Raw genomic sequence first — 23803 nt, 5'->3', positions numbered from 1 at the left:
GGTGATCCGCCGGATCCTCGCCCTGACCTCGGGCCGCATCGCGCTGGGCCTGCTCGCCGCCGTCGCGCTGCTCGCGGTGTTCGGACCCCTCCTCGCCCCGCAGGACCCCCTCGAAGGCACCGCCGACATCCTCGCCTCGCCGTCCGGCGCGCACCTGCTCGGCACCGACTACCTCGGGCGGGACGTGCTCAGCCGGCTGCTCGACGGGTCCCGGGTCAGCGTGCTCGGCGCCGTCCAGGTGGCGCTCATCGCGCTGGTCGTCGGCGTGGTGCCCGGGATCCTGTCCGTCTACCTGGGCCGGCCGTTCGAGTGGGTCACGCTGCGGCTCGCGGACACGCTGGTCGCGCTGCCGTTCCTGGTGTTCGCCGTCGCGGTGACCGCGCTGCTCGGCAACGGCATCCCGCAGGCGATGTTTGTCGTCGGCATCATGGTCTCGCCGCTGTTCTACCGGGTGGCCCGGGCCGCCACGCTCTCGGTCGCCCGCTCGCCGTACGTCGAGGCGGCGATCGTGGCCGGCGCCTCGGTCGGCTGGGTGGTGCGCAAGCACGTCTGGGTCAAGGTGCTGCCACCCATCGCGGTGGCACTCGCGAACACCACCGGCGTCGGCTTCGTCATCGTGTCGAGCCTGACGTTCCTCGGCATCGGCGTGCAGCCGCCAGCGCCGACCTGGGGCGGCGTGCTCGCCTCCGACCTGGGCTACCTCAGCTTCCAGCCGTGGGCGCCGCTCGCACCGACCGCGCTGATCATGGCGACGGTCTGGGCCTGCAACCTGCTCGCCGACGCGATCCGCGACGTCACCGGCGAGGCCGGCCAGGCGCTGCTCAACAGAAGGAAGGTGGCCAATGGCTCTCCTGTCGCTCCGTGACGTACGGATTCACGACGCCGTCAGCGGCCGCGACCTCGTGCACGGGGTCTCGTTCGAGCTGGCCGAGGGGAAGGCCATCGGCATCGTGGGGGAGTCGGGCAGCGGCAAGACCCTCACCTGCCGGGCGGTGCTGGGCATCCTGCCGGAGCACTTCACCGTGGCCGGCGGCGCCATCGAGCTCGCCGGCCGTGACGTCGCCGAGCTGACCCAGAAGGAGTGGACCGCGACGCGCGGCACGACGGTCGGCGCGGTCTTCCAGGACCCAGCCTCGTACCTCAACCCGTCGCTCAAGGTGGGCGCGCAGATCGCCGAGGTGGTCCGGGTCAAGAAAGGGCTGGGCCGGCGCGAGGCGAAGCGGCGCGCGATCGAGCTGCTCGACGCGGTCCGGCTGCGCGACGCCGAGCGGGTCTTCCAGCAGTACCCGCACGAGCTGTCCGGGGGCATGCTCCAGCGGGTCCTCATCGCCACGGCCATCGCCGCCGACCCCCAACTGCTCATCGCCGACGAGGCCACGACGGCCCTCGACGTCACGGTGCAGGCGGAAATCCTCGACCTGCTCGCCGACCTGCGCGAGCGCACCGGCCTGGCGCTCATCGTGGTCTCGCACGACCTCGCCGTCGTCGCGCAGCTGTGCGACGAGGTGCTGGTGCTGCGGGCCGGCGAGACGGTCGAGCAGGGCCCGGTGCAACAGATCCTCTACGAACCCCGGCACGAGTACACCCGCCTGCTCATCGAGGCGCACGAGCAGTACGGCCTGGACCACTTCCTGGATGAGAAGGAGCTGGAAAATGTCGCCTGAGCGCATCCTAAACGTGTCCAACCTGGACGTGCACTACGGCCGTACGCACGCGCTGCGCGGCGTCTCGCTGTCGGTGGGTCCGGGCGAGGCCGTCGGCGTCATCGGCGAGACCGGGTCCGGCAAGTCCACATTGGCCCGTGCCATCGTCGGCCTGGTCCGACCGTCGGCCGGCCGGATCGCCATCGACGGCGAGGAGACAACCAGGTATCGGGCCCGGCAATGGCGTGAGCTGCGCCGCCGCGGCATCGTCCAGTACGTCTTCCAGGACCCGCTGCGCAGCCTCGACCCCGACCTCACCGTGGAGGAGTCCATTGTGGAGCCACTGCTGATCCGGGGCCGGTCGCGGCGCGAGGCGGCCGACCGGGCGCGGGAACTCGTCGCCCGGGTGCACCTCGACGAGGCGCTGCTGTCCCGGCTGCCCGGCGAGCTGTCCGGCGGGCAGCGCCAGCGGGTCACGGTCGCCCGCGCGCTCGTGACCGACCCGCGCGTCCTCATCCTGGACGAGCCGGTCAGCGCGCTCGACGCGGCCAACCGGGTCCGGGCGCTGAGGTTCTTCCAGGAGCTGCGCGACGCCGGCACCTCCCTGCTGTTCATCTCGCACGACCTCGGTTCGGTCGCCGGCGTCGCCGACCGCATCGCCGTGCTCTACCAGGGCGAGATCGTCGAGGACGGTCCGGCCCGCGCCATCGTGAACGCGCCGAAGCACGCGTACACCCGCCTGCTCGTCGGCTCCGCACCGACACTGCGCTCGGCGGCGGCCGCGCGCGCCGACCGCGAGGCGCTGCGCGAGCTGCTACAGACCATCGGAGGACCAGCACAATGACCCGTCAAATACAACCGGGTCTTCGGGGCGTACGACTTCTCCCGGCACGACCTCGACGCGCCGTTCCCGGACGTCGAACCGCTGGACGACCGCGGAGGCGCTGCGATGAGCGTTCACGATGTGGCTTCCCCACGGCACGCCAACCATCGCCGCACCCGCGAAAGGGGCCGCTCATGACTACGCAATACGGTGACCACACCGGCCCGCCCGCGCTCCGTACCCGGGGCACCGTCCTCGTCGTCGCCGGTCGCGGCGAGACGCCGGCGAGCTACGCGCGCTTCGGCGCACGGCTGGCCGCCGACTCCTACCGCGTACGCGTGCTACCGGCGCCGGATCCGCGGACCTCGCTTGCCGACGTCGGCGCGACCCTGACCGAGGCGGTCGCCGGCATCGCGGAGCTGGTACGCCCGCTCGTGCTGGTGGGCGCCGACATCGGCGCGGCCGCGCTGGGCGCGCTCGTCGCGAGGCCGGAACCGGTGGCCGCCTGGTGGCCGGACGCCGTCGTGCTCGCCGGCCTGCCCGGGTACGACGCACACCGGACCGACGGCTGGGACGGCGAACTGGACGCCCGGACGCACTGTCCCGTGCACCGAGGCGTGCTCACCGACGACCCTTCGGTGCGGCCGGGTGCGCTCGCTGAGAGCGTCCCGCCCGCGTTGCTCGACGCCGCGTACGGCAGCACGGCCGAGCAACCCCACCTGTTGCTGATCGGCGACGCCGACCCCCTGGCCAGCCGCGCCGAGCTGGCCCGGCTGGTCAAGTCGCTGCCGTCGGTGCGGCTGTCGGTCGTCCGCGGGGGCCACCACGACGTCCTCAACGACCTGCAGCACCGCGCCGTCGCCGCGGAGATCGTCGCATTCCTGGAAGCGGTGCGCGGGGCGCCGCCCCTGGTAACCGTCGTCCATGTCGAGTCGAGCGGATGGTGACCAGCCTGACCCGGGCGCCTCAGCGCAGCGCGAGCAGGTCGCCGGGCTTGAGGGCCCGGAGCAGGCCAATCCGTGAGGAGCAAGCCCATCTCCGCCTGCTCTTCACCGAGGTCATCGACAGCGTTCGGTGCATCGACGAGGGAGTGCTCCGGTCGGTGCCGGACGCCAACGTCGGCTCCATCCGGGGTATCGGCTTTCCCCGCTGGACCGGCGGGGCATCGGTGCCTTCGTGGCGCGGGCGAACGAGCTGGCCCGCCGGTACGGCCCTCGGTTGACCCCTCCGCCCAGCCTGTCCCAAGCCTAGAGACAACCACCGCACGCTCCGCGATCCGCGCCGATCAAGGGCTTGTCCGTCGATCAAGGGCATATGGCCGTGGGTTGGAGATCGAACCACGGCCATATGCCCTTGATCGACGCAGAAAGCCTTGATCGACGTGCCGGGCGCCGGCACGTTCAAGGGACAGATGCGAGCTACCGCGATGTGCGTCGTGGTCCCGACCGTTGCTCCCGCGGCCGCACCCTCCGCACATCAAGACCCCGGCGCTCGCGCACCGTCCCGCTGCCCGTCGATCAAGGGTTTGCCCGTCGATCAAGGGCGCGGGCAACGTGGGATATCAAGACCCTTGGAATGCCCGACTGAGGCAGGCGCTGCGTCGGTCCAGCCTGCTGGCGGCTCTGTGATCTCGTGCGTGAACAGGGTGCTTCACCGGAAGCGCGGAGAAAGCTTCCGGCCTAGCACAGGGGCGAACCGTCTCAGTGTTGATCAAGCCCGAATGGCCCATCGGCTTAGCCGCTTCGGTCCAATAGCGTTGATGCCGCACGAACCCGGTATCGCGGCGTACGACGGGGGTAGGCGTGGATGCACGACGTTTGCTGGTCGGGCGTGCGCCGGAGCAGACGGCCATCGGCACGTTGCTGGACGGTGCCGCTGAGGGTGGCGCTGCGCTGGTGATCCGGGGCATGCCCGGTGTGGGCAAGTCGGCGCTGCTGGAGTGGGCCGCCGCGACGGCCGGCGACAAGTTGCGGGTGTTGCGGGCTGTCGGTTCGGTCACCGAGTTCGGCTTGCCGTACGCCGCGCTGCACCAGGTCATGCGTCCGGTCCTCGGCCACCGTAATCGGCTCACCGGACAGTATCGGCGAGCCCTGGATGTCGCCTTCGGCCGGGCGTCGGGTGCGGCGCCGGACGTGTCCACGGTGGCGATGGCGGCGCTTGAGCTGCTGGCGGAGGTGGCGGTCGAGCGGCCGGTCCTGCTCCTGGCCGACGACGCCCAGTGGATGGACCCGGCCAGCCAGCAGGCCCTGGCCTTCCTCGCGCGCAGGGTCGCGTCCGACCGCATCGTGCTGCTTGCCACGCACCGCGAGAACGAGGCCGGGTTGCTCCTCGATGCGGCCGTCCCCGCCATGAGCCTCGCCCCGCTCGACGCGGAGTCCGCAGCGGCCCTGCTGGACCGCGTTGCCGGCGCACTCGACGTGAGCACGAGGTCGTTGCTGCTGGACGCCGCGCGCGGCAACCCACTCGCCCTGCTGGAGCTGCCCCGCGCGTTGGGCGTGTACTCCGGCGTCAACACCAACCACCTGCCGCTGACCGCACGCCTGGAGATTTCGTTCCTGGCCCGCGTTGACGAGTTCGACGCCGCGACGACGACAGTCCTGGAGGTGGCCGCGCTCAGCGACTCCGACGACGTCGCCGAGATTGTCGCAGCCGCCGAGCTGCTGTGCGGCCAGGACGACGTGCCCTCCCTCGACCCGGCGGTGTCGGCCGGGTTGATTGTGGTGGACGGCGCTGCTGTCCACTTCCGGCATCCGCTCATCCGGTCAGCGATCCTCCAGCGCCTCGGACCCGACCGGCGACGGGCCTGCCACGGCGCACTGGCACGTGTCCTGCCCGACCGGCCCGAGCGGTCCGTGTGGCACTGGGCCGCCGCGGCGTTGCGGCCGGACTCCGAGCTGGCGGCGGAGCTCGAGCGGCACGCCGAGCGGGCGATCAAGCGGGGCGCGCCGACGAACGCGGTGCGGGCGCTGGAACGTGCCGCCCAGCTGTCCGTCGATGGCCGTGACAAGGCGGCCCGCGCCTATCAGGGGGCCGCCCTCGCGTACGCGGTCGGGCAGCCCGAGCACGGCGAGCGGCTCCGGAGGCAATACCAGGATCTCGTGGACAGCGAGCACGACGGTCTGCGGTACGAGTGGCTCTATGAGCTGGCCGACGGAGACCGCGGTGGCGACCAGCGCATCAACACGCTCGTCGATCTCGCCGACCGGGCGAGCGTGGTCGGCGACGACACACTGGCGACCGACTTCCTGCGGGCGTCGGCGCTGCGGTGCTGGAACCTCGCTCCTGGCCGACCGGTGGGCAAGCAGGTGATCGCCGCAGCGGACCGCCTGGCAGTTGTTGACCTTCCGACGCGTGCGCAGCTGCTGGCGTACTGCTCACCCTTCGACAGCGACGCCACGATCCGCGCGTTGATAGCCCAGGTCCCGGCCGCGAACCGGGACACCACCACCAGCTACCGGCTGGCACACGCGGCGGCGTGCGCCGGAGCGTCCGACGTCTCCCAGGGCCTGCTCACCGACGCGGCGGAGCGGCTGCGTGCCGAAGGTCACCTCAACACCCTCGGCAGGACGCTGTCGCTGCTCGCGTGGTCGGCCATGCGTCGGGGGAATTGGTCGTACGCCGTGGCCGCCGCCGAGGAGAGCACCCGGCTTTGCGCCGAGACCCGCCAGCCGTTTTGGGAGGCGTCCTCCCTCGTGGCGCATGCCGTAGTGGCGGCGTTGCGCGGCGACTTCCCGTCCGCCGAGGATCTCATCGCTGACGCCGACCGCAAGAATCCCCGCCGGTTCGCCACGATCGGCGCCGTGACGCTGATCGCGCGGGCGGCGGTCGCTTCGGGGCAGGGCAACTACGAGCAGGCGTTCACCTGCCTGGCCCAGCTGCACGAGCCGGCCAACAGCGCCTACCACCCGGCACATGCCCTGTGGTCCGTGGCGAGCATGGCTGAAGCCGCCGCGGCGTGCGGCGAGGTCGCCGCCGCCCGCTCGCTCGTCGACCGGCTGCCGGTGGAGGTGCGTGAGACAACCTCGCCCACTGGCCGCATGAACCTTGGCTTCGCGGCGGCGGTGCTTGCCGACGACGACGTGTCGGAGCCACGGTTCGCCGCGGCTGTGGCTGCCGACATGACGATCTGGCCGTACGAGCGCTACCGCCTGCTCTTCGCGTTCGGCAAGTCGTTGCGCCGCCGGCGGCGGGTGCGCGAGTCACGCGACTACCTGCGCAGGGCCCGGGACGGGTTCGACAGCCTCGGGGCGCGGCCCCTCGCGGAGCGCGTCAGGGCGGAGCTGCGGGCGGCCGGGGAACGCAGCGACTCGCCAGTGGCGGACGTCTGGGACACGTTGTCGCCCCAAGAGGTCCAAATCGCGTCCATGGTCGCGCAGGGGCTGACCAACCGGGACATCGCCAAGCGGCTGTTCGTCTCGCACCGGACCGTTGGCAGCCACCTGTACCGGATGTTCCCCAAGCTCGGCATCACCTCGCGTAGCGAGCTGCAGCGGATGGCCGCCGAACACGACCGCTGATCCTCAGTCATTTGACTCACGACCGGGACGACGCCACCGCCGTAACGTCCCTGGCACGGCCGCGAGGGAGTACCGCGGCCGGCACGGTCAAGGCCACGACGCCCACCAGTACGTGGGCCGATGCCGCCTGCCCCGTGAACCGTGCAGTTTCGCCGAAAGGAACCAGCGCCACATGCCTGCCGTCTCCCGCCGCACGATCCTGGCCGGATCCGCGGCCCTCGCCGCCGCGGGTGTCGTCACCACGGCGACAGCCGCACCCGCCGCCGCCCACCCAACATCCGGGCCGAGGCCGACCGTCGTACTGGTCCACGGCGCGTTCGCGGACGCCTCCGGCTGGAACGACGTCATCCGGCGGCTCGTCCGCGCCGGGTACCCCGTCCTGGCCCCGGCGAACCCGCTGCGCGGCGTCAGCGGCGACTCCGCCTACCTGGCCAGCATCCTGGCCACGATCACCGGCCCGATCGTCCTCGTCGGGCACTCGTACGGCGGCGTGATCATCACCAACGCCGCCACCGGTAACCCGAACGTCAAGGCGCTGGTCTACGTCGCCGCGTTCGCGCCGGACGCCGGCGACACAGTGCTCGGCCTGCAGACGAAGTTTCCCGGCACCAAGCTCGGCGAGCCGCAGCTGGACCTCCGGCCGTACCTGCTGCCGGACGGCAAGCCCAGCGCCGACGGCTACGTCAAGGCGGACGTGTTTCGCGACATCTTCGCCGGTGACCTGCCCCGCTCCACGACCCAGGTCATGGCCGCCACCCAGCGGCCCGGCGACGTGCACACCCTGCAGCAGCCGTCCGGACCGCCGGCCTGGAAGCAGATCCGGTCGTGGTACCTGGTGGCCCGCGACGACAACCTCATCCCCGCCGCCGCGCAGCGGTACATGGCGCGGCGGGCCGGCTCCCGCACCGTCGAGGCCAGTGCCTCGCACGTCGCCATGATGTCGCACCCGCAGCTCACCGCCGACCTCATCACGCTCGCCGCCCGCACCACCCGCGACTGACACCAGAAAGGAGCCGTCATGCCATTCGTCACCACCTCCGACGGCACCGACATCTTCTTCAAGGACTGGGGCGCCGGCCGCCCTGTCGTGCTCAGCCACGGCTGGCCGCTCAACTCCGACAGCTGGGAGGCCCAGCAGCTGTTCCTGGCCGCCAACGGCTACCGGGCCATCGCCCACGACCGGCGCGGCCACGGCCGCTCCACCCAGACCTGGCACGGCAACGAGATGGACACCTACGCCGACGACCTCGCCGCCCTGATCGAGCACCTCGACCTGCGCGACGTGACACTCGTCGGGTTCTCCACCGGCGGGGGCGAGATCACCCGGTACATCGGCCGGCACGGCACCAGCCGGGTCGCGCAAGCCGTCCTCGTCTCCGCGGTCCCGCCGCTAATGGTGCGCCGCGACGACAACCCGCACGGCGTGCCCGTCGAGGTGTTCGACGGCATCCGCGCCGGGTCGGCCGCCGACCGGTCCCAGCTGTACAAGGACCTCGCCGGCGGGCCGTTCTTCGGCAACAACCGGCCGGGCGCGAACGTGTCGCAGGGCATCCGGGACGCGTTCTGGTTGCAGTCGATGGCCGCCGGGCACCGCAACGCCTACGAGTCGATCGCCGCGTTCTCGGCCACCGACTTCCGCGACGACCTCGCCACCTTCGACATCCCGACCCTCGTCATCCACGGCGACGACGACCAGGTCGTGCCGTTCGAGGTCGGCGGCAAGGCCTCCGCCGCCCTCGTCAAGGGCGCGGAGCTGATCGTCTACCCGGGCGCGCCGCACGGCATCACCGACACCCACAAGCAGCAGCTCGGCGACGACCTGCTCGCCTTCCTCAACACGCACGGAGCCTGACCATGACCAGCACCCCTGACACCATCGTCCTGGTCCACGGCTTCTGGGTCACCCCCCGCAGCTGGGAACACTGGATCACCCACTACGAGCAGAAGGGCTTCCGGGTCCTCGCCCCCGGCTACCCCGGCTTCGAGGTCGAGGTCGAGGCCCTCAACGCCAACCCCGACATCATCACCGCACTCACCGTCCCGGCCATCATCGAACACCTCGAAGCGATCATCCGGCCGCTGCCGAAACCGCCGATCATCATCGGCCACTCCGCCGGCGGCGCCTTCACCCAGATCCTGCTCGACCACGGCTACGGCGCTTCCGCCGTGGCGCTCAACTCCGCCCCGACCGAGGGCGTCCACGTGGTCCCGTTCTCCCAGGTGAAATCGACGCTACCGGTGCTGCGATCACCGGCGAACCGGCACAAGGCCATCGGCCTGACGCTGGACGAGTGGAAGTACGCCTTCACCAACACGTTCAGCGACGAGGAAGCCAAGGCGCTGTACGAGCGGTACCACATCCCGGCCAACGGCGGCATCCTGTGGGGCAGCGTCCTGGCCAACTTCCAACCCGGCCACCAAGACACCTGGGTCGACTACCGCAACGACAACCGGGCACCGCTGCTGTTCATCTCCGGCAGCGAGGACCACATCATGCCCCTGCCGTGCAACGCTCCAACCTCAAGCACTACAAGTCGAACACCATCACCGAACACGTCGAGTACGACGGCTATGCCCATCTGCTCCCGGCGCAGAAGGGCTGGGAGGAGATCGCTGACATCGCCCTCGACTGGGCCCTGCGCCACGCCCGATGAACCTCTGTCTTCCCGCCGGGCAAGCATCGGCGGGGAGGCCGAGGCCGGGAGTTGCGAGTAGAGCCACTCGGGACCTCGCTGGCGAGACACCCGGTGAACCGGCGCGACAGGTTTCACGGCACGGGCTGTTCGCTTGCTCTCCGTACACGAGGGAGATGCTGGTCGTGGAGGCTACTACGATTTGACGTCTCGGTAAGCGCCCAGGTACAGACAACGCTGGTTACCGCCAACAATGCGATCATGGCGCCGACGGCCATAGCGCCGAAAGAGTCCGCCAGAACAGGGGCGAGCAGTGGTGGCACGGCACCGCCGATGATGCCACCGAGGTTGAAACTCACTCCCGCTCCGGTGTATCGGTATCGCGTCGCGAAAAGCTCCGGAAGAAAGGCACCGACCGGCCCGAATGCCAGGCCGTTGAGGGCGAAGGCGCCAGCGAGCCCGAGCCCGAACGCGAGCGGACTGCCGGTGCTGAGCAAAGGGAAAACGCCTATCGACCAGACGACCGCGAGTACACCCGTCACGATGATGATGTTGCGCCGGCCGTAGCGGTCGGAGAGCCTGCCACCCAGGAAGACGAAGAGCGCCACCACGGCGGCGGCAACGATCCCGAGCGAGAGAACGATCTGCCGTTCGATGCCCAAGGTCGCTGTGCCGTAGGTCGTCAAGTAGGTGGCGCCTATGTAGAAAAGCGCAAATACGACGCCGGTGACGCCACCACAGAGCAGCACCTCGCGCCACTGTTCGCGAACAACACCGGCAAACGGCGATCGGCGAGGCGTCGAAAGCGCCTTCGTACTCGCGGCGCGGAAGACCGGAGTCTCGTCAATTGAGCCCCGTGCCCACAGACCGACCAGCACGAGGACCGCGCTGGCAAGGAACGGGATGCGCCAGCCGTAGGAGAGGAAGGCATCGTCGCTGTTTCCGACGATGACGTCGGTCGCCAGGAACGTCGCGCTCGATAGGGCGAAGCCGATCGCGCCGCCCACCTGCGGGAAGACGGCGTAGAAGCCACGACGGCCTTGCGGTGCGTACTCTGCTGTCAGTAGGTTGGCGCCCGGCCACTCACCGCCGAGGGCCAGACCCTGCACAAGGCGCAGAACTACGAGGGCGACCGGAGCGGCGACACCGATAGCTTCCGCCGGCGGAAGCAATCCGATCGCAATGGTCGATAAGCCCATCATCAGCAGCGTTGTGACCAGGGTGCGTTTGCGTCCCCACCGGTCGCCGTAGTGCCCGAAGACAATCGCTCCCAGCGGCCGGGCGACAAAGGCGACGGCGGACGTGGCGAAAGATGCCACGGAGCCGGCAACGTCCCCGAGAGCCGGAAAGAAGACGTCGGAGAAGACCAGCGCGGCGGCCGTGCCATAGATGAAGAAGTCGTAGTACTCAATCGTCGTACCAACAAGTCCGGCGATCGCCACTCGCCTCAACGAGCTCCGCTCTGCCTGCCGTGTGCGGCCCACGAAACGCGTGCCTTCCTGAGGTCCTGTCTGTAGTGCCGCAGGTCCTGCCATCCAGCCGACCCGCGGGGCAAGCAGTGTACTGAGGTCTTTTGTCCGCGGTAGATCAGGTTCGCGACGTGTGTAGGACGGCGACCGGCCGGAGCCAGTCCCGGGCGCCGCGCCGCGCAGCACGGGCGGGACGCGTGGAACCGTCTATGGCGGATTGGCAGTGAGCGGCGGTGCGGGCTGCGTCGCCGTCTGCCATTTTCCTGGATGAGTCCGCCCTGGTGCCCTGAAGGATCAGCGGATGACCGCCTCCACCTCGACCTCGACGAGCCATCCGGCGACCGGGAGGCTGGCGACCTCGATGGTGGTGCGCGACGGCCGTGCCCGGTTGGCCACGAGCGGCGGCGCGGGTGGGGCGCTGCCCAGCGGCACCGGAACGACAGCGCCGTTGACCAGGTCGATGTTGGCGAAGTACTGCCGGTACGCGCGGTTCCAGCCGGTGTAGTCGGCGCTCGCGGCCGCGGGTGGGTTGTCGAGGAAGACGCGCATCGAGATGACGTCGTCGTACCCGAGGCCGACCGACGCGAGGTTCTCGCCGATGCGGGCCAGGGCGTTCATCGCCTGCGCCTCGGTCAGCGTCACTCCAGCGGGCAGCGCGGCTCCGGGGAACTGGGCCGGGTCGATGTAGAGCTCCGGGCTGCCGGCGGGCGCACCGGTGTTGCGCGCGGCGGGTCCGGTGCCGCTGCTGCGGTAGAGCGCGACGAGCCCGCCGACGCTCACACCGCTGGCGATGAGCGGGTTGCTCTGCCCGGCGGGTAGGTTCGGTTTGACCGCGGTCGGGTGCAGGCGGTGCGTACCGCCAGTGGCGCTGGCCGGCGCTGCGGCGGCCGCCGAAACGGCGGCGCCCGGCAGTGCGACGGCGAGCGCCCTCGCGATGCGGCGGCGGGTGAGGCGTGCGGACATGGTGTCGTCTCCTAACTGGCCATGACGCGGGCGTGCAGGTCGGTGACGACCTTCCGGGCCGACTCGAAAGCGCCTGCCTGCCAGGCGATGTAGTAGCTGAGGTGGTCGCCGGCGAAGTACACGTTGCGGTCCGGCTCCAGAAGCCGTGCGTACTGGCCGCTCGTTCGCGACGGCCAGGAGACCCAGCCGCCCTCGCTGTAGCGGGTGCGCCGCCAGGCGACCGAGAACGCGTTCTCCAGCTCGGTCCGGTACCTCTCCCCGTGGATCTTCACGCCCTGCGCGATGGCCCGCGCCTGCCGCTCGGCGGGGTGAGCGCGGCGTACAGGTCCGCGTTGGCGCCGAAGTTGTAGTAGCCGACGAGTACGCCCTTGGCGCCGTGGTAGCCGTACGACGGGTACCAGATCGTCGACAGGTCCATGTTGGTGTTCGTGATGCCGGCGTAGATGTTCTCCTCCCGCTCCCACCACCGCCGGCCGTACTGGAGCCCGATCTTCCCGGTGCTCACCGGGACCGCGTACGCGAGGGCGTCTTTGACCGCCTGGGTGAGGTTGGACGGGATGTTGACGAGTACCTGGGGCGGGATGGTGCACACGCAGAAGTCCGCGGTGGCGACCTTCGAGGAGCCGTCCGGTCCGGTGTAGACCACCTCCACCCCGGCCGTCGTGTTGGTGATGGAGCTGACCTGGGCGCCGTACGTGATGGAGCCGCGGCCGACGGCGCGTTCCAGCGCGTACGGGATGCGGTCCATGCCGCCGACCGGCTGGAACATCAGCATCGCCTGGTCCCAGCCGAACTCGAAGGAGAGGTACTGCCCGACGCCGCTGGCGATGACGTCGGAGAGGGCGTACGGCGGCAGGTTCGGCGTGCCCGCCTCCAGGCCGGCGCCCGGGTCGACCAGGTATCCGCGCCGGTTGCTGCCGGTGTACCTCCAGCTCGCGGCCGGATTCTCGGTGACCCGAGGGCCGATCGCGCCGAAGTTGCGTAGGAACGCCAGCAGCCGCTCCTTGTCGTCGGCGGTCAGGTAGCCGTCGAGCGCGCCCTGGTCGGTCGCCTTCGCCAGCAGCTCCGAGACGTAGCCGTACACGTCCGCCTTCGCGGTGCGGTGCCGGATGGCCGTACCGGACAGCGCGCCGACGTTTTCGTTGTAGTAGTAGCCGTCCGCGTTCTGGTTGCCGAAGATCTCGATCGGCACGCCCAGCTCGCGGCAGTAGTCGAGGGTGACCATGTGCTGCGCGATTCGTGCCGGTCCGGCGTTGAGGTACTGACCGGGCGCGAACGCGGCGCGCTGGGTGTGGCCGTCCAGGTCGGTCTCGGTGGTGCCGCCGCGCACCGTCCAGTTGCGACCGCCGGGGCGCTGGCGGGCCTCCAGGATCCGCACGCGGTAGCCAGCCTTGCCGAGCTCGTACGCTGTCGCGAGCCCGGCGATGCCGCCACCCAGGATGAGGACGGATTTACGCGCCCGCCCGGTCAGCGTGAAGTCGGATTCGCGTGGCGCATGGAACGGTGGTGCCGCCTGTGCCGCGGGCGCGAGGCCGAGCGCACCCATTGTGCTGTAGAGGGTGCCCGCGCCGCCGGTTACCCCGACAGCTTGCAGGAACTGCCGGCGGGTTGCTGGTGTAGCCACCTGTGTCTCCTCTCGATCGAACATCCCCGGAACGGGGAGATCAAGATCAGCAAGGAAACGCTTTCAACGCGGTGTTTCAGTGACGTTAGTGGATGGTAACGACCCCGGTCAGGCTCGAGACCGGACACTCTCCGCGCGGGTCGGCCGGACCTGCCCAGGACAGGCCGCGTCCAACTGGACAAGACAGGCCAATCGTCATGAAGCCCAGCTTCCGCAACGGTCGCGCGGTCATGAATCACCATCCCGCTGTGGACGGTACGCGGCCGCCGGGTGGTCGGCCCGGACCCGCGTCCGGCCCGGGCCGTAGAAGCTCTCCCGCAGGGTCCGTCCGGGGTAGTCGGTCCAGACCCGGCCCCGGGCCTGCAATTCGGGTACGGCGAGGTCGGCGAAGTCGCGGAAGGTGACCGGCGGCACCGGGTCGGCGATGTTGAAGCCGTCCACATCGGACTCCTCGACCCAGCGTTCGAGCTCGTCGGCGACCGTGCGGGGGAGCCGACGATGACCGGCCCGCCGCCACCGACCCCCACGAACTCGGCGATCGCGCGCGGCGTCCAGCGCCGGGTCGGATCCAGCGTGGTGAACAGTTCCACCATGCCGCGGATGCCGTCGGTGTCGACGTACTCCAGCGGCCGGTCGGGGTCGAGTGTGGACAGGTCGATGTGCATGAGCGCGCTCCACCGGGCCAGGCCGCCCTCGACGCTGGCGTATCGCTGGTAGTCGGCCAGCTTGGCTTGGGCCTCGGCGTCGGTGTCGGCCACGATGACCGTGGCGATCGCGAAGAACTTCAGCGACTCGGGGTCCCGCCCGGCTTGGCGGGCCCGTTCGCGTACGTCGTCGACGAGCTTGCGGGCCATGTCCGCCCGGTACGTGCTGAGGAAGACGCCCTCGGCGTGGCGGGCCGCGAAGGCCCGGCCGACCGGCGACGTGCCGGCCTGGTACAGCACCGGGGTGCGCTGGACCGACGGCTCGAACAGGGCGATGCCCGGCACCCGGTAGTGGGTGCCGTCGTGGGCCACCGGGTGCACCTTGGCGGGGTCGACGAAGACGCCCGCGTCGGCGTCCCGCACCACCGCGCCGTCCTCCCAGCTGCCCTCCCACAGCTTGTAGACCACCTCCATGAACTCCTCGGCGACGGCGTACCGCTCGTCGTGCGGCAACTGCCGGTCCAGGCCGAGGTTGCGGGCGGCGCTGTCCAGCGCGGAGGTCACGATGTTCCAGCCGATCCGGCCGCCGGTCAGGTGGTCCAAAGTGGCCATCTTGCGGGCGAACGCGTACGGCCGCTCGTACGTGGACGAGACCGTCGCGGCGAAGCCGAGGTGCTCGGTCACCGCGGCCATCGCCGAGATGGCCAGCAGCGGGTCGTCGGTGGGGGTCTGGATGCCGTCGCGCAGAGCCGCGTCGACCCGCCCCTGGTAGACCTCCAAGGGGCCGAGCGCGTCGGCGATGAACAGCGCGTCGAACCGGCCGCGTTCGAGGATCCGCGCGGTCTCCAGCCAGTAGTCCAGCTCCCGGTACCGGTGCGCCTGGCTGTCCGGGTGGCGCCACAGCCCGATGGCGGTGTGGCCCACAGTGGACTGCCGCAGCCCGTGCAGCCGGATGCGCTTGGCGGTCATGCGGGCCCTCCAGGGGTCGGGACGGAGATGAGGACGTCGGCCCGGGAGCGGACATCGTCCTGCGCGTAGAAGTCGTTCTCGTGCCGCGCCCAGCGGTCCCAGTGCGGCGCGTAGGTGTCGCCGTCGCGGGCCAGGGCGCGCTCCCGGCGCACGTCGTCGGGGGCGTCCAGCCACACCAGGGTGCTCAGGTACGGGGCGACCGGGCGGGCGCCGGCGCCGACCCCCTCCACGACGAGCACGTCCGTGGCGGGCACCGGGTGCCATTCGGCGTACCGGCCCAGGTGCCAGTCGTACCGCCGCCAGCGTGCCGGCTCGCCGCGACCCAGCGGGGCCAGCACCCAGTCCACCAGCGCGTCGACGCCGGCGAGCAGGCCGTCCCAGCCGGCGTACAGGTCGTCCATCCGGATCACCGGCGCGTCCAGTTCGGCCGCGAGCGCGGTGGCCAGGGTGGACTTGCCCGCGCCGGAGCGGCCCTCGACGGCCAGCACCTTCACCCGGCCGGCGCGCGGTGGCCGGGCGCTGAGCAGGTCGGCAACGTCGCTCAGAGCCTGATGTTCGCTCCGAGGCTCGGCGCTCGTCCGCCGTCGTGGCTCCGGCCGTTGCCTCACCTCTGCGCTCAACCCCGGTGGTAGACGCGCTCGGGCGCGATCCGGATGACCACCCGGTCGCGCTCCTGGTCGGCCGGGCCGGCGGCGTGGTCGGCCCCGATGTAGGCGCGGGCGAGCCGGTCCACGACGTCCCTCGCGCCGTCCTCGTGGAGCGTCGCGGTGCCGCGGACCTCGACGTACCGGGTGGGCTTGGCGCGCTCGTAGACCAGGACGGTGGCGCGCGGGTCGCGGCGCAGGTTGCGCACCTGCCGGCGCCCGTTCTTGGAGGCCAGGACGAGCGCGTCGCCGTCGCGCCCGACCCACATGACGGTCGCGTGCGGGCTGCCGTCCGGATCCAGTGTGGACAGCACGGCGAACTCGGGGGCGTCCAGGAGCGCCCGCACCGCCGGAGAGAGCTTGTCGGACGAGAGTGGCAGCTCCGGGTCGGCCGCCCACTCCTCCAACGACCCGTCGTACACGGCGACGTCGTCGCGGCCGGCGAGGGCGAGCGCGAGCGCGAGGCTGGCCGCGGAGATGCCGCCGCCGCAGTACACCCACACCGGGTCCGGGCTCTCCACCAGTGGGTCCAACGCCGATCGGAGTTCAGCCGGCGACAGGAGGAGCTCGGCCAGGGCACGAGCGGGCAGGTTGATGCTGCCTGGGATGTGGCCGCGGCGGGCGTACCGGGTCGGCACGTCGCCGCGGAACACCTCGGGGGAGAGGGCGCAGACGACGGTCGCGGCCGCGTCACCGGCCATCCAGCCTTCCAGGTCCGGCCGGTCCACCCACAGTCCACCGCGGACGCGTGGGGTCAGCGTGCCGGGCTCGGGCGTGGCCGGGCCGGACGCGACCGGGTGGCCGGCCGCCGCCCAGGCCGCCAGGCCGCCGTCCAGGACCGCCGCGTCCACACCTATCCAGCGCAGCAGCCACCACAGCCGGGCGGCCCAGATGCCACCGCCGGTGTCGTAGACGACCACCGTGGCGCCGTCGGTCACGCCCAGCGCGCCCAGCTGGCGCGCGAGCGTGTCCGGGTCCGGCCGCGCGAAGTGGTACGGCGCTGACTGATCGCTCAGTTCGTGGAGCAGGTCCGCGTGCACCGAGCCGGGGATGTGCGCCCGCTCCCAGGCATCCCGGCCGCTGGCGGCCCGGTGGTCGCCGTCGTGCGCGGGGGCCGGCAGCGCGACCGTGGCGTCCAGCACCACCGCGCCGGGCTGAGCCGCGAGCCCGTCGGCGTCGATGAGCGGGCGCACGCTCACCAGCTGCCTGCCAGGTCGGTGGCGACCGCGTCCCGCCACCGGTCTCCGCTGGCCAGCACGCCGTACCGGGCCAGCCAGTCCGCGTACGGCTGCATCAGGTCGTCGCGGATCGCACCCCACCGGCCCTGGTGCAGCCAGGTGGACGCGATCAGCTCCAGCGACCGGGCCAGCAGGCGGCGCGGGAAGTACGGGATGACGCGGTCCAGGACGGCGAGCGCGTGCTCGGGACGCTGGACGACCGCGTGGTAGCCGCGGGCGGTCACCTCCAGGAAGGTCCGTACCACCTCGGGCCGGTCCAGCAGGCTGGGCCCGATCCCGAGCAGGTAGCTGTGGTACGGCGGTGCGCCGATCTCGTCGACCGGCCACATGAGACGCTGCTCGGCCGGCAGGTCGCCCATGAGCGCATCCCACGCCCAGTACCCGCCGAAGGTCGCGTCCACCTCGCCCGCGGCGATGTCGTCCACGCTCAGCTCGCGGTGTCCACTGTCGACCAGCACCACGGCGTCGGGGTCGCCGCCGTCGGCCGCGACGAGGTGGCGCACCATCGCCACCCCGCGCGGGGTCGGGTTGAGCGCGATCCGCCGCCCGGCCAGGTCCCTGGGACGTTCGATGCCCCGGCCGACCACCGTCTGGATCGTCTCCATGCCGCGGTGGTTGACCGCGGCCACCGCCGCCAGCGGCTGGCCCGCCAGCCGGCGTACCAGCAGGCGGTTGGTGGGAAAGACGCCGAGGTCGGCCTCGGCGCGTACCAGGTGTTCCAGCGTGTCCCCGCGCAGCGGGTCGAAGACGGTGATCTCGACGTCGAGGCCGGCGTCGCGGTACCAGCCCTCGCTGCTGGCGAGGTGGAAGCCGGCCGCGTTGGGCCACGGGTGGTAGTACTCGAGCATCAGGCGCAGGTGGGTCATGTCGCACGGTCCTTGAGCGTTGCTGTCTTGAGCAGGTTGGTGAGGCGGCGCCGGAGCCGGACGAACTCGGGGTCGTCGACGACCTCGTCGCGGCGCGGGCGGGGAAGGGCACCTCGACGCGTTCCAGCACGCGGGCTGGGCGGCGGGTGAAGACGTACACGGTGGAGGAGAGCAGCAGCGCCTCCTCGATGTTGTGGGTCACGAACAGCACGGAGCGGCGGTGCTCCTCCCACATGTCCAGCAGCCAGCGGTGCATCTCGGCGCGCAACATCGCGTCCAGCGCGCTGAACGGCTCGTCCAGGCAGAGCAGGTCGCGGTCGCTGAGCAGGGCCCGCAGGAACGCCACGCGCTGCCGCATCCCGCCGGACAGCGCGTCCGGGTACGCCCGCGCGAAGTCGCCGAGCCCGACGTTGCCCAGCCACTGCCGGGCCAGCGCACGGGATTTGCGGCGGGGCGTGCCGGCGAGTTCCCGCGCGAGCACGACGTTGTCCTCGACGGTGCGCCACGGCAGCAGCGCCGGTTGCTGCGGCATGTACCCGATGAGCCCGCGCCGGCCGTTCGCCTGGCGGCCGTTGACCCGCACCGAACCGCGGTCGGGCGCGATCAGGCCGCCGACGATGTGGAACAGCGTGCTCTTGCCACTGCCGGACGGGCCCACAATGGACACGAACTCGCCGTCGTCGACGCGCAACGAGACCCCGTCCAGCACGTCGAGGGCGCCGAACGACTTGTGCAGGCCCGATACCTCCAGAGCCGGTTCAGACATCGGCGTCCCTCGGTGTACGGCCGCGGATCAGCAGGCGTTCGAGCAGCAGCACGGCGCCCAGCACGGCCAGGCTCAGCACCACCACGATGGCGATCGCTACGAAGATCTTGTCGGCCCGGAACGCCGACTTCGCCACGATCATGTACTTGCCGAGTCCTTCGTCGGCGCCCATCCACTCCGCGATGATGGCGCCCACGACGCTGTACGTGGCGGCGATCTTCAGGCCGGAGAACATCGGTGGCAGGGCGTGCGGCAGCTCCAGCTTGAGGAACAGCTGCCGGCGGTTGGCGCCGCTCATCAGCAGGTAGTCCTCGATGGCCGGGTCGGTGCGGCGCAGGCCGTCCAATGTGGCCACGGTGAGCGGGAAGAAGCACACCAGCACGATGACCACCACCTTGGGCAGGAGGCCGAAGCCGAGCCACACCACGAGCAGCGGCGCGAGCGCGATCGTCGGGATGTTCTGGCTGACCACCAGCAGCGGGTAGAGCGCGGCGCGCAGCAGCGGCACCAGGTGCAGCACAACCGCGATGGCCAACCCGGTGACCACGCCGGCGGCGAAGCCGATCAGCGCCAGCTTGGCGGTGGCCAGCGTGTGGGTGGCCAGCGAGGCGTGGTCCTCGCGGCCGGCCGCGAGCGCGTCGGTCGGGCTGGGCAGCAGCCACTGCTCGGTCCCGGACACCGCCGTGAACACCTGCCAGGCCGCCACCAGCAGCACGATGGCCGCGGCGGGCGCGGCCCAGCGCCGCACCCGCCGTCCCCGCCGGCCCGCGAGAGAGCCGTCAGCCATTCGCCGTTGGCAGGAAATCGTTGGTGTACGCCTTGGTCGCGTCGACCTGGGTGGTGATCACCTTGTGCTCGTACAGCCAAGCGGTGAAGTCGGTCCAGACCTGTGCGGACTGCTCGCCCCAGCGGGGCGCGTCGTCCTTGTACTTCGGCCCGAGCCACTCCTGGCTCTTGGTGACCAGGTCCTTGTCCAGGTCCGGGGCCGCCTTCAGCAGGACGTCGGCGGACTCGGCCGAGTGGTCGGCCGCGTACGTGTACCCCTCGGAGGTCGCCGCGACGAACGACTTGACGACGTCGGGGCTGCTGGAGATCTGGTTCTCGCTGGTGATGAGGATCGGCGTGTAGAAATCCAGCGCCTTGTCGTAGTCCTTGACGTACTGGATGTTGACGGGCTCGCCGCGCAACTCGGCCTCGACGCCGGTCCAGCCGTAGAAGATCCACTCGAAGTCGATGTCCTTCTTGGTGGCGGTGAAGAAGTCGGCGTTGCCGACGTTCACCACCTTCACCGCGCTGGCGTCGCCGCCGTCGGCCGCGACGAGGGTACGCAGCAGCGCCTCCTCGACCGGCCCGCCGTACCCGCCGTAGGTCTTGCCGGCGTACTGCGCCGGCCGGGTGATGTCCTTGGCCTTCGGTGAGGCGAAGCCGGAGGTGTTGTGCTGGACGATCGCGGCCACCGAGACGAGCGGGACGTTCTGCGCGCGGGCCTGGGTCAGCGACTCCTGGGCGCTGATCGCGAACTGCACCTTGCCGGCGGCGAGCAGCGACGCGGCGTCCGCGTCGCCCGGCTGGACGATCTCCACGTCCAGGCCGTGCTGGGCGAAGAAGCCCTTGGCCTGGGCCACGTAGAGCCCGGTGTGGTTGGTGTTCGGCGTCCAGTCGAGCGCGACCTTGACCTTCTGCGTCGACGACGGGGCGTCGCTGGCGTCGTCTGTGCCGCCGCCGTCGCCGCACGCGGCCAGGACGAGCACGGCGGACGTGATGGCGGCTATGTGGCGCAGCCGGAGCGGGCTGCCGTTCTTCCTGTTCACGCACTGAAACGTATCGGTCAGGGCCGCGTCGATCCCGTCATTGTGATCAAGCTTACCTACTAACCCGATATGTTTTGTCGGGCATGCGCCCGCGAAGCCGGCCACCGGCCCTAAGGGCACGGCCAGGCCGGGTTGCGGATTTCAGGCGCCGACGCCGCTGAGCATGGCCAGGACCTGGTCGTAGGTGCCGTTGGCCTCGGCGTAGCGGACGAACTTGGCGCGTTCGACGACGATTTCCTTGGCGTCGGGCTGGGTGCTCAGCAGCGTCAGGGTCTCGGTCAGGAACTCATCGAGTGGCATGGCGTTCTCGGCGTCCTGCTGGCCCATCAGGGTGGTCCGCACGCCCGGTGGGGCCACCTCGATGACCTGGACGGGTGTGCCGGCGAGTTGGACGCGCAGGCTCTCGGAGAACGAGCGCAGGGCGGCCTTGGTCGCGTTGTAGGTCGGGGTGATCGGCAGCGGCACGAACGCCAGCGCCGAGGTGATGTTCATGACAACCGCGTCGTCCCTGGTCACCAGGTGCGGCAGGAAGGCGTACGTCATCCGGATCGTGCCGAGCAGGTTCGTCGTGACGTGGTCCTCGGCGACCGGCAGCGAGGCCGGGTCGAGCAGGTTCTCCGGCAGCATGATGCCGGCGTTGTTGACCAGGACGTTAAGCCGGGGGTGCGTAGCCGCCAGGGTGTCGGCGGCGCGGGTGATCGACGCCGGGTCCGCGACGTCCAGCACGATCGACTCGATGCCTGGGTGCTCGGTGGCGATCTGATCGAGCAGTTCCTTACGCCGACCGGCGATGATCACCTTGTTGCCGGCCTCGTGGAACCGCACGGCCAGACCGTGCCCGATGCCCGAGGTGCCGCCCGTGATCAGGATCGTGTTGCCGGTGGTCTTCATAGGGGTGTTCTCTCCTTTGCCGCAGCGGGCCGGTGTGGGCCCGGCAGCCCCGACTATGCGGACGCCTCGGCGGGGGCGGGAGAGGACGGCTTATCCATGGAGCGGTGATCCCTGGCTAGAAGCGCCGGCGGGAGGGCACCATGGAGATCATGCACAGGAAAGAGCTGGCGGAATTCCTACGCCGGCGGCGCGAGACGCTGCAACCCGGCGACGTCGGGCTGCTGCAGGGCCCGCGACGGCGTACCGAAGGGCTACGCCGCGAAGAGATCGCCGGGCTCGCCGGCATGTCCACCGACTACTACACCCGGCTCGAACAGCAGCGCGGCCCGCAGCCCTCCGTACAAATCGCCGCCGCCCTCGCCCGGGCGCTGCGTCTGACGCTTGACGAACGGGACCACCTCTTCGCCCTCATCGGCCACAACGCCCCCGCCCGTTTCCACCACGCCGAGCACGTCAGCCCCACCCTGATGCGAGTCCTCGACCGGCTCAACGACTGCCCGGCTCTGGTGTTGTCCGACCTGGCTGACACCCTGGCGCAGAACCCCCTCGCCACCGTGCTGATGGGCGACCAGACCCGCCACGACGGCCTGGCGCGCAGCGCCTACCACCGCTGGTTCACCGACCCGGCCGAACGCCTGTGCTACCCCGAAGAAGACCACCCGCGCCACAGCCGCGCCCAGGCGGCCCGCCTACGAGCGGCGCTCACGACCGGCAGCGACACCCACAGAGCCGCCCGGATCGTCGCCGAACTCCACGAACGCAGCCCCGAATTCGTCTCCCTCTGGGAACTGCAGGAGGTCGCCCAGCGCTACGAGGACCGCAAGACCCTCGTCCATCCCGAACTCGGCCGTATCGACGTCGACTGCGAGGTCCTGTACGCCGAGAACCGCGCCCAGACCCTCATCGTGCTGACCACGCGTCCCGGCACGGAGAGCCACACCAAGCTCCAACTACTCTCCGTCATAGGACACCAGCAACTCACTCCCTGACCCGAGAGTGCCGATCACTTCCGCCACCGGCCGACAATTGCCGCCGGCTGTCCCGATCATCGGGAAACCTGTCCCACAGAATGAGCGAATGTCGCTATGGTGACGTGCGTCGCATGATCAACCACCATCAGGACCGTCGGCAGCGGCGGCGACCCGTCGGCGCGGACGCTCATCCTCAAGCGTGCGCCCGACCAGGTAGCGCATGCCGGCCTTGGCCACGCACGTCTCCCGGGCGTGCTGGGCGAGCGCCCCGCACACCGCCGTCGCCGCCTTCGACCACCGCTCCCGGGCGCGTACGCCCGCGCGGCGGCTCAGCATCCACGCCGTACCCGATGTGGCTGCCGTTGCGGCGGCCTCGGCCTCGGTACGGGGCTCGGCGCCGACGAGCCGGACCGTCCATTCGCCCGCTCCAGCGACCCGCGCGAGGCCCGCGCGCAGGCGCGGGCGCAGGGAGTCCAGCACCAGCAGTACGTCGTCGCGGCTCGCGCACAGCGCACCGAACCGCAGCGGCGGTTCTCCCGCGCGAGGGCGGTGGTGGTGCCCCCGGTCAGGAACTGGTCGCGGCTCCACCAGTCGATGCCCATCTCCCGCGCGGTGTCGACGGACGCGATGAGTAGCCGGACCTATCACGACGCCCTTGTCCAGCACCCGTTCGAGGATGTCGGCCAGTGAGTCGCCGGTACGGATCGGTTGCGTCACAGCTCTCCCGCCTCGGATCGCAGATAGCGCCGAACCCGCCGGTAGGACGTGACGTTACCGCCGCCGTCGGCGTCCACCTCGTACGTGGCGAGGATGCTCGAGGACGGTCAGCGACTACGGAAGGCGAGGCTCACCAGGCCGACAATCCACCCGACGAAGAGGCCGTAGACGGCGCCGCCGCCCGCCTGGGAGAAGGCGGAAACGACGGTCGCGTTCGTGGCGACAAACGCGGCCAGCAGGCCGGCGATGGCGGCGGCGAACATGAAGCCCGCCCAGCCGGTGACCACCGCGCTGAGGATGCCCCGCAGTCCCCATCCCGGTGCGACGGCCAGCAGGCCGAGGAACACGGCGGTGAGCACCACCACCAGGATCGCCTTGAGATCGGCGGCGATCAGGTCGCGTAGTGACTGGTCGGTGTCGAAGGACCAGCCGGGCCAGGCCAGCTGGCGCAGGAAGAAGCCGCCGGCATCGGTGGCGCTGGTGTGGTCATCCACCCAGTTGCGGTAGACGGAGTTGCCGAACGCGAGCACCAACAGCAGCGCCACGATGGTGCCGGCGGCCGACACGGTCCGGAACCGGGGAGGAGCAGCGGTCGTGGTAGCCATGACGTCATC

Annotated in this window: 23 protein-coding genes and 1 pseudogene; 9 read left to right on the top strand and 15 right to left on the bottom strand. The window is 70.7% G+C overall.

Translation table 11 applies throughout. The annotated features are described in order from the left end of the window. The first annotated feature begins 1 nt into the window (after window position 1). From Prum_RS44975 to Prum_RS44940, 8 genes are all read left to right on the top strand, one after another. Complete coding sequence (locus Prum_RS44975; protein WP_173085302.1) at window positions 2–865, top strand: ABC transporter permease; 864 nt, start codon at window positions 2–4, stop codon at window positions 863–865. Further along, window positions 843–1664, top strand: coding sequence for an ABC transporter ATP-binding protein (locus Prum_RS44970; protein WP_173085300.1), 822 nt, complete (start codon window positions 843–845; stop codon window positions 1662–1664). The genes Prum_RS44975 and Prum_RS44970 overlap by 23 nt, the downstream gene beginning before the upstream one ends. Next, complete coding sequence (locus Prum_RS44965) at window positions 1654–2487, top strand: ABC transporter ATP-binding protein (protein WP_173085298.1); 834 nt, start codon at window positions 1654–1656, stop codon at window positions 2485–2487. Before Prum_RS44970 ends, Prum_RS44965 begins: the two co-directional genes overlap by 11 nt. Before the next feature lie 173 nt (window positions 2488–2660). Next, the gene (locus tag Prum_RS44960; protein WP_173085296.1) at window positions 2661–3413 is read left to right on the top strand and encodes an alpha/beta hydrolase; all 753 of its coding nucleotides are present in this window, start codon (window positions 2661–2663) and stop codon (window positions 3411–3413) included. An 855-nt stretch (window positions 3414–4268) separates the two neighbouring features. Then, entirely contained in the window at window positions 4269–6983 is a 2715-nt protein-coding gene (locus Prum_RS44955; RefSeq protein ID WP_173085294.1) for a helix-turn-helix transcriptional regulator, read from the top strand. A gap of 172 nt (window positions 6984–7155) precedes the next feature. Continuing rightward, on the top strand, window positions 7156–7983 hold the full coding sequence (locus Prum_RS44950; RefSeq protein ID WP_173085292.1) for an alpha/beta fold hydrolase: 828 nt from the start codon (window positions 7156–7158) through the stop codon (window positions 7981–7983). A gap of 18 nt (window positions 7984–8001) precedes the next feature. After that, window positions 8002–8835 (top strand): alpha/beta fold hydrolase, encoded by an 834-nt coding sequence (locus Prum_RS44945; RefSeq protein WP_173085290.1) that lies wholly within the window; start codon window positions 8002–8004, stop codon window positions 8833–8835. A gap of 2 nt (window positions 8836–8837) precedes the next feature. Further along, entirely contained in the window at window positions 8838–9698 is an 861-nt protein-coding gene (locus Prum_RS44940) for an alpha/beta fold hydrolase (RefSeq protein ID WP_246278764.1), read from the top strand. A 52-nt stretch (window positions 9699–9750) separates the two neighbouring features. Here Prum_RS44940 and Prum_RS44935 read toward each other — a convergent pair whose 3' ends face one another. From Prum_RS44935 to Prum_RS44885, 12 genes and pseudogenes are all read right to left on the bottom strand, one after another. Next, a complete protein-coding gene (locus tag Prum_RS44935; RefSeq protein WP_246278763.1) occupies window positions 9751–11058 on the bottom strand; it encodes an MFS transporter in 1308 nt (435 codons plus the stop codon). A 321-nt stretch (window positions 11059–11379) separates the two neighbouring features. Continuing rightward, complete coding sequence (locus Prum_RS44930) at window positions 11380–12048, bottom strand: Rid family hydrolase (RefSeq protein WP_173085286.1); 669 nt, start codon at window positions 12046–12048, stop codon at window positions 11380–11382. A gap of 11 nt (window positions 12049–12059) precedes the next feature. Further along, on the bottom strand, window positions 12060–12320 hold the full coding sequence (locus tag Prum_RS53125; protein ID WP_246278762.1) for an FAD-dependent oxidoreductase: 261 nt from the start codon (window positions 12318–12320) through the stop codon (window positions 12060–12062). Continuing rightward, window positions 12317–13672 carry a flavin monoamine oxidase family protein gene (locus Prum_RS44925; RefSeq protein WP_246278761.1) on the bottom strand — a complete coding sequence of 452 codons (1356 nt, stop codon included), beginning with the start codon at window positions 13670–13672 and terminating at the stop codon, window positions 12317–12319. Before Prum_RS44925 ends, Prum_RS53125 begins: the two co-directional genes overlap by 4 nt. Further along, window positions 13624–15285 carry an NtaA/DmoA family FMN-dependent monooxygenase gene (locus Prum_RS44920; protein ID WP_218577880.1) on the bottom strand — a complete coding sequence of 554 codons (1662 nt, stop codon included), beginning with the start codon at window positions 15283–15285 and terminating at the stop codon, window positions 13624–13626. The genes Prum_RS44925 and Prum_RS44920 overlap by 49 nt, the downstream gene beginning before the upstream one ends. Next, window positions 15282–15893 (bottom strand): nucleoside/nucleotide kinase family protein, encoded by a 612-nt coding sequence (locus tag Prum_RS44915; RefSeq protein ID WP_246278760.1) that lies wholly within the window; start codon window positions 15891–15893, stop codon window positions 15282–15284. The genes Prum_RS44920 and Prum_RS44915 overlap by 4 nt, the downstream gene beginning before the upstream one ends. Before the next feature lie 8 nt (window positions 15894–15901). Then, window positions 15902–17071: a TIGR03618 family F420-dependent PPOX class oxidoreductase gene (locus Prum_RS53120; RefSeq protein WP_503826950.1), complete on the bottom strand. Its 1170-nt coding sequence runs from the start codon at window positions 17069–17071 to the stop codon at window positions 15902–15904. Window positions 17072–17124: 53 nt separating this feature from the next. Further along, window positions 17125–18033, bottom strand: a complete 909-nt coding sequence (locus Prum_RS44905; RefSeq protein ID WP_173085284.1) for an ABC transporter substrate-binding protein — start codon at window positions 18031–18033, stop codon at window positions 17125–17127. Between the two features lie 298 nt (window positions 18034–18331). After that, window positions 18332–18799 (bottom strand): annotated as a pseudogene (locus Prum_RS55590) (ABC transporter ATP-binding protein); the annotation flags it as partial. Next, window positions 18792–19586, bottom strand: a complete 795-nt coding sequence (locus tag Prum_RS44895) for an ABC transporter permease (protein ID WP_173085282.1) — start codon at window positions 19584–19586, stop codon at window positions 18792–18794. The gene Prum_RS44895 and the pseudogene Prum_RS55590, both read right to left, overlap by 8 nt. Further along, window positions 19579–20610 (bottom strand): ABC transporter substrate-binding protein, encoded by a 1032-nt coding sequence (locus Prum_RS44890; RefSeq protein WP_218577879.1) that lies wholly within the window; start codon window positions 20608–20610, stop codon window positions 19579–19581. Before Prum_RS44890 ends, Prum_RS44895 begins: the two co-directional genes overlap by 8 nt. A gap of 141 nt (window positions 20611–20751) precedes the next feature. Beyond that, window positions 20752–21501, bottom strand: coding sequence for an SDR family oxidoreductase (locus Prum_RS44885; RefSeq protein WP_173085280.1), 750 nt, complete (start codon window positions 21499–21501; stop codon window positions 20752–20754). 149 nt (window positions 21502–21650) lie between these two features. On the opposite strand from Prum_RS44885, the gene Prum_RS44880 reads away from it, so the two are divergent. Beyond that, window positions 21651–22490 (top strand): helix-turn-helix transcriptional regulator, encoded by an 840-nt coding sequence (locus tag Prum_RS44880; RefSeq protein ID WP_173085278.1) that lies wholly within the window; start codon window positions 21651–21653, stop codon window positions 22488–22490. 117 nt (window positions 22491–22607) lie between these two features. Here the strand turns inward: Prum_RS44880 and Prum_RS44875 are convergent, their stop codons facing one another. Genes Prum_RS44875 through Prum_RS50350 form a run of 3 tightly spaced genes read right to left on the bottom strand, consistent with a single transcriptional unit; the run spans window position 22608 to window position 23794 of the window. Continuing rightward, window positions 22608–23189, bottom strand: a complete 582-nt coding sequence (locus tag Prum_RS44875) for a GvpL/GvpF family gas vesicle protein (RefSeq protein WP_173085276.1) — start codon at window positions 23187–23189, stop codon at window positions 22608–22610. Continuing rightward, on the bottom strand, window positions 23186–23284 hold the full coding sequence (gvpO, locus tag Prum_RS55585; protein WP_218577980.1) for a gas vesicle protein GvpO: 99 nt from the start codon (window positions 23282–23284) through the stop codon (window positions 23186–23188). The genes Prum_RS44875 and gvpO overlap by 4 nt, the downstream gene beginning before the upstream one ends. A 12-nt stretch (window positions 23285–23296) precedes the next feature. Beyond that, window positions 23297–23794, bottom strand: coding sequence for a hypothetical protein (locus Prum_RS50350; protein WP_218577877.1), 498 nt, complete (start codon window positions 23792–23794; stop codon window positions 23297–23299). Between the last annotated feature and the right edge of the window lie 9 nt (window positions 23795–23803).

The organism is Phytohabitans rumicis, assembly GCF_011764445.1.
GTDB lineage: Bacteria > Actinomycetota > Actinomycetes > Mycobacteriales > Micromonosporaceae > Phytohabitans > Phytohabitans rumicis.
This window is presented reverse-complemented; position numbering and strand designations above follow the sequence as displayed.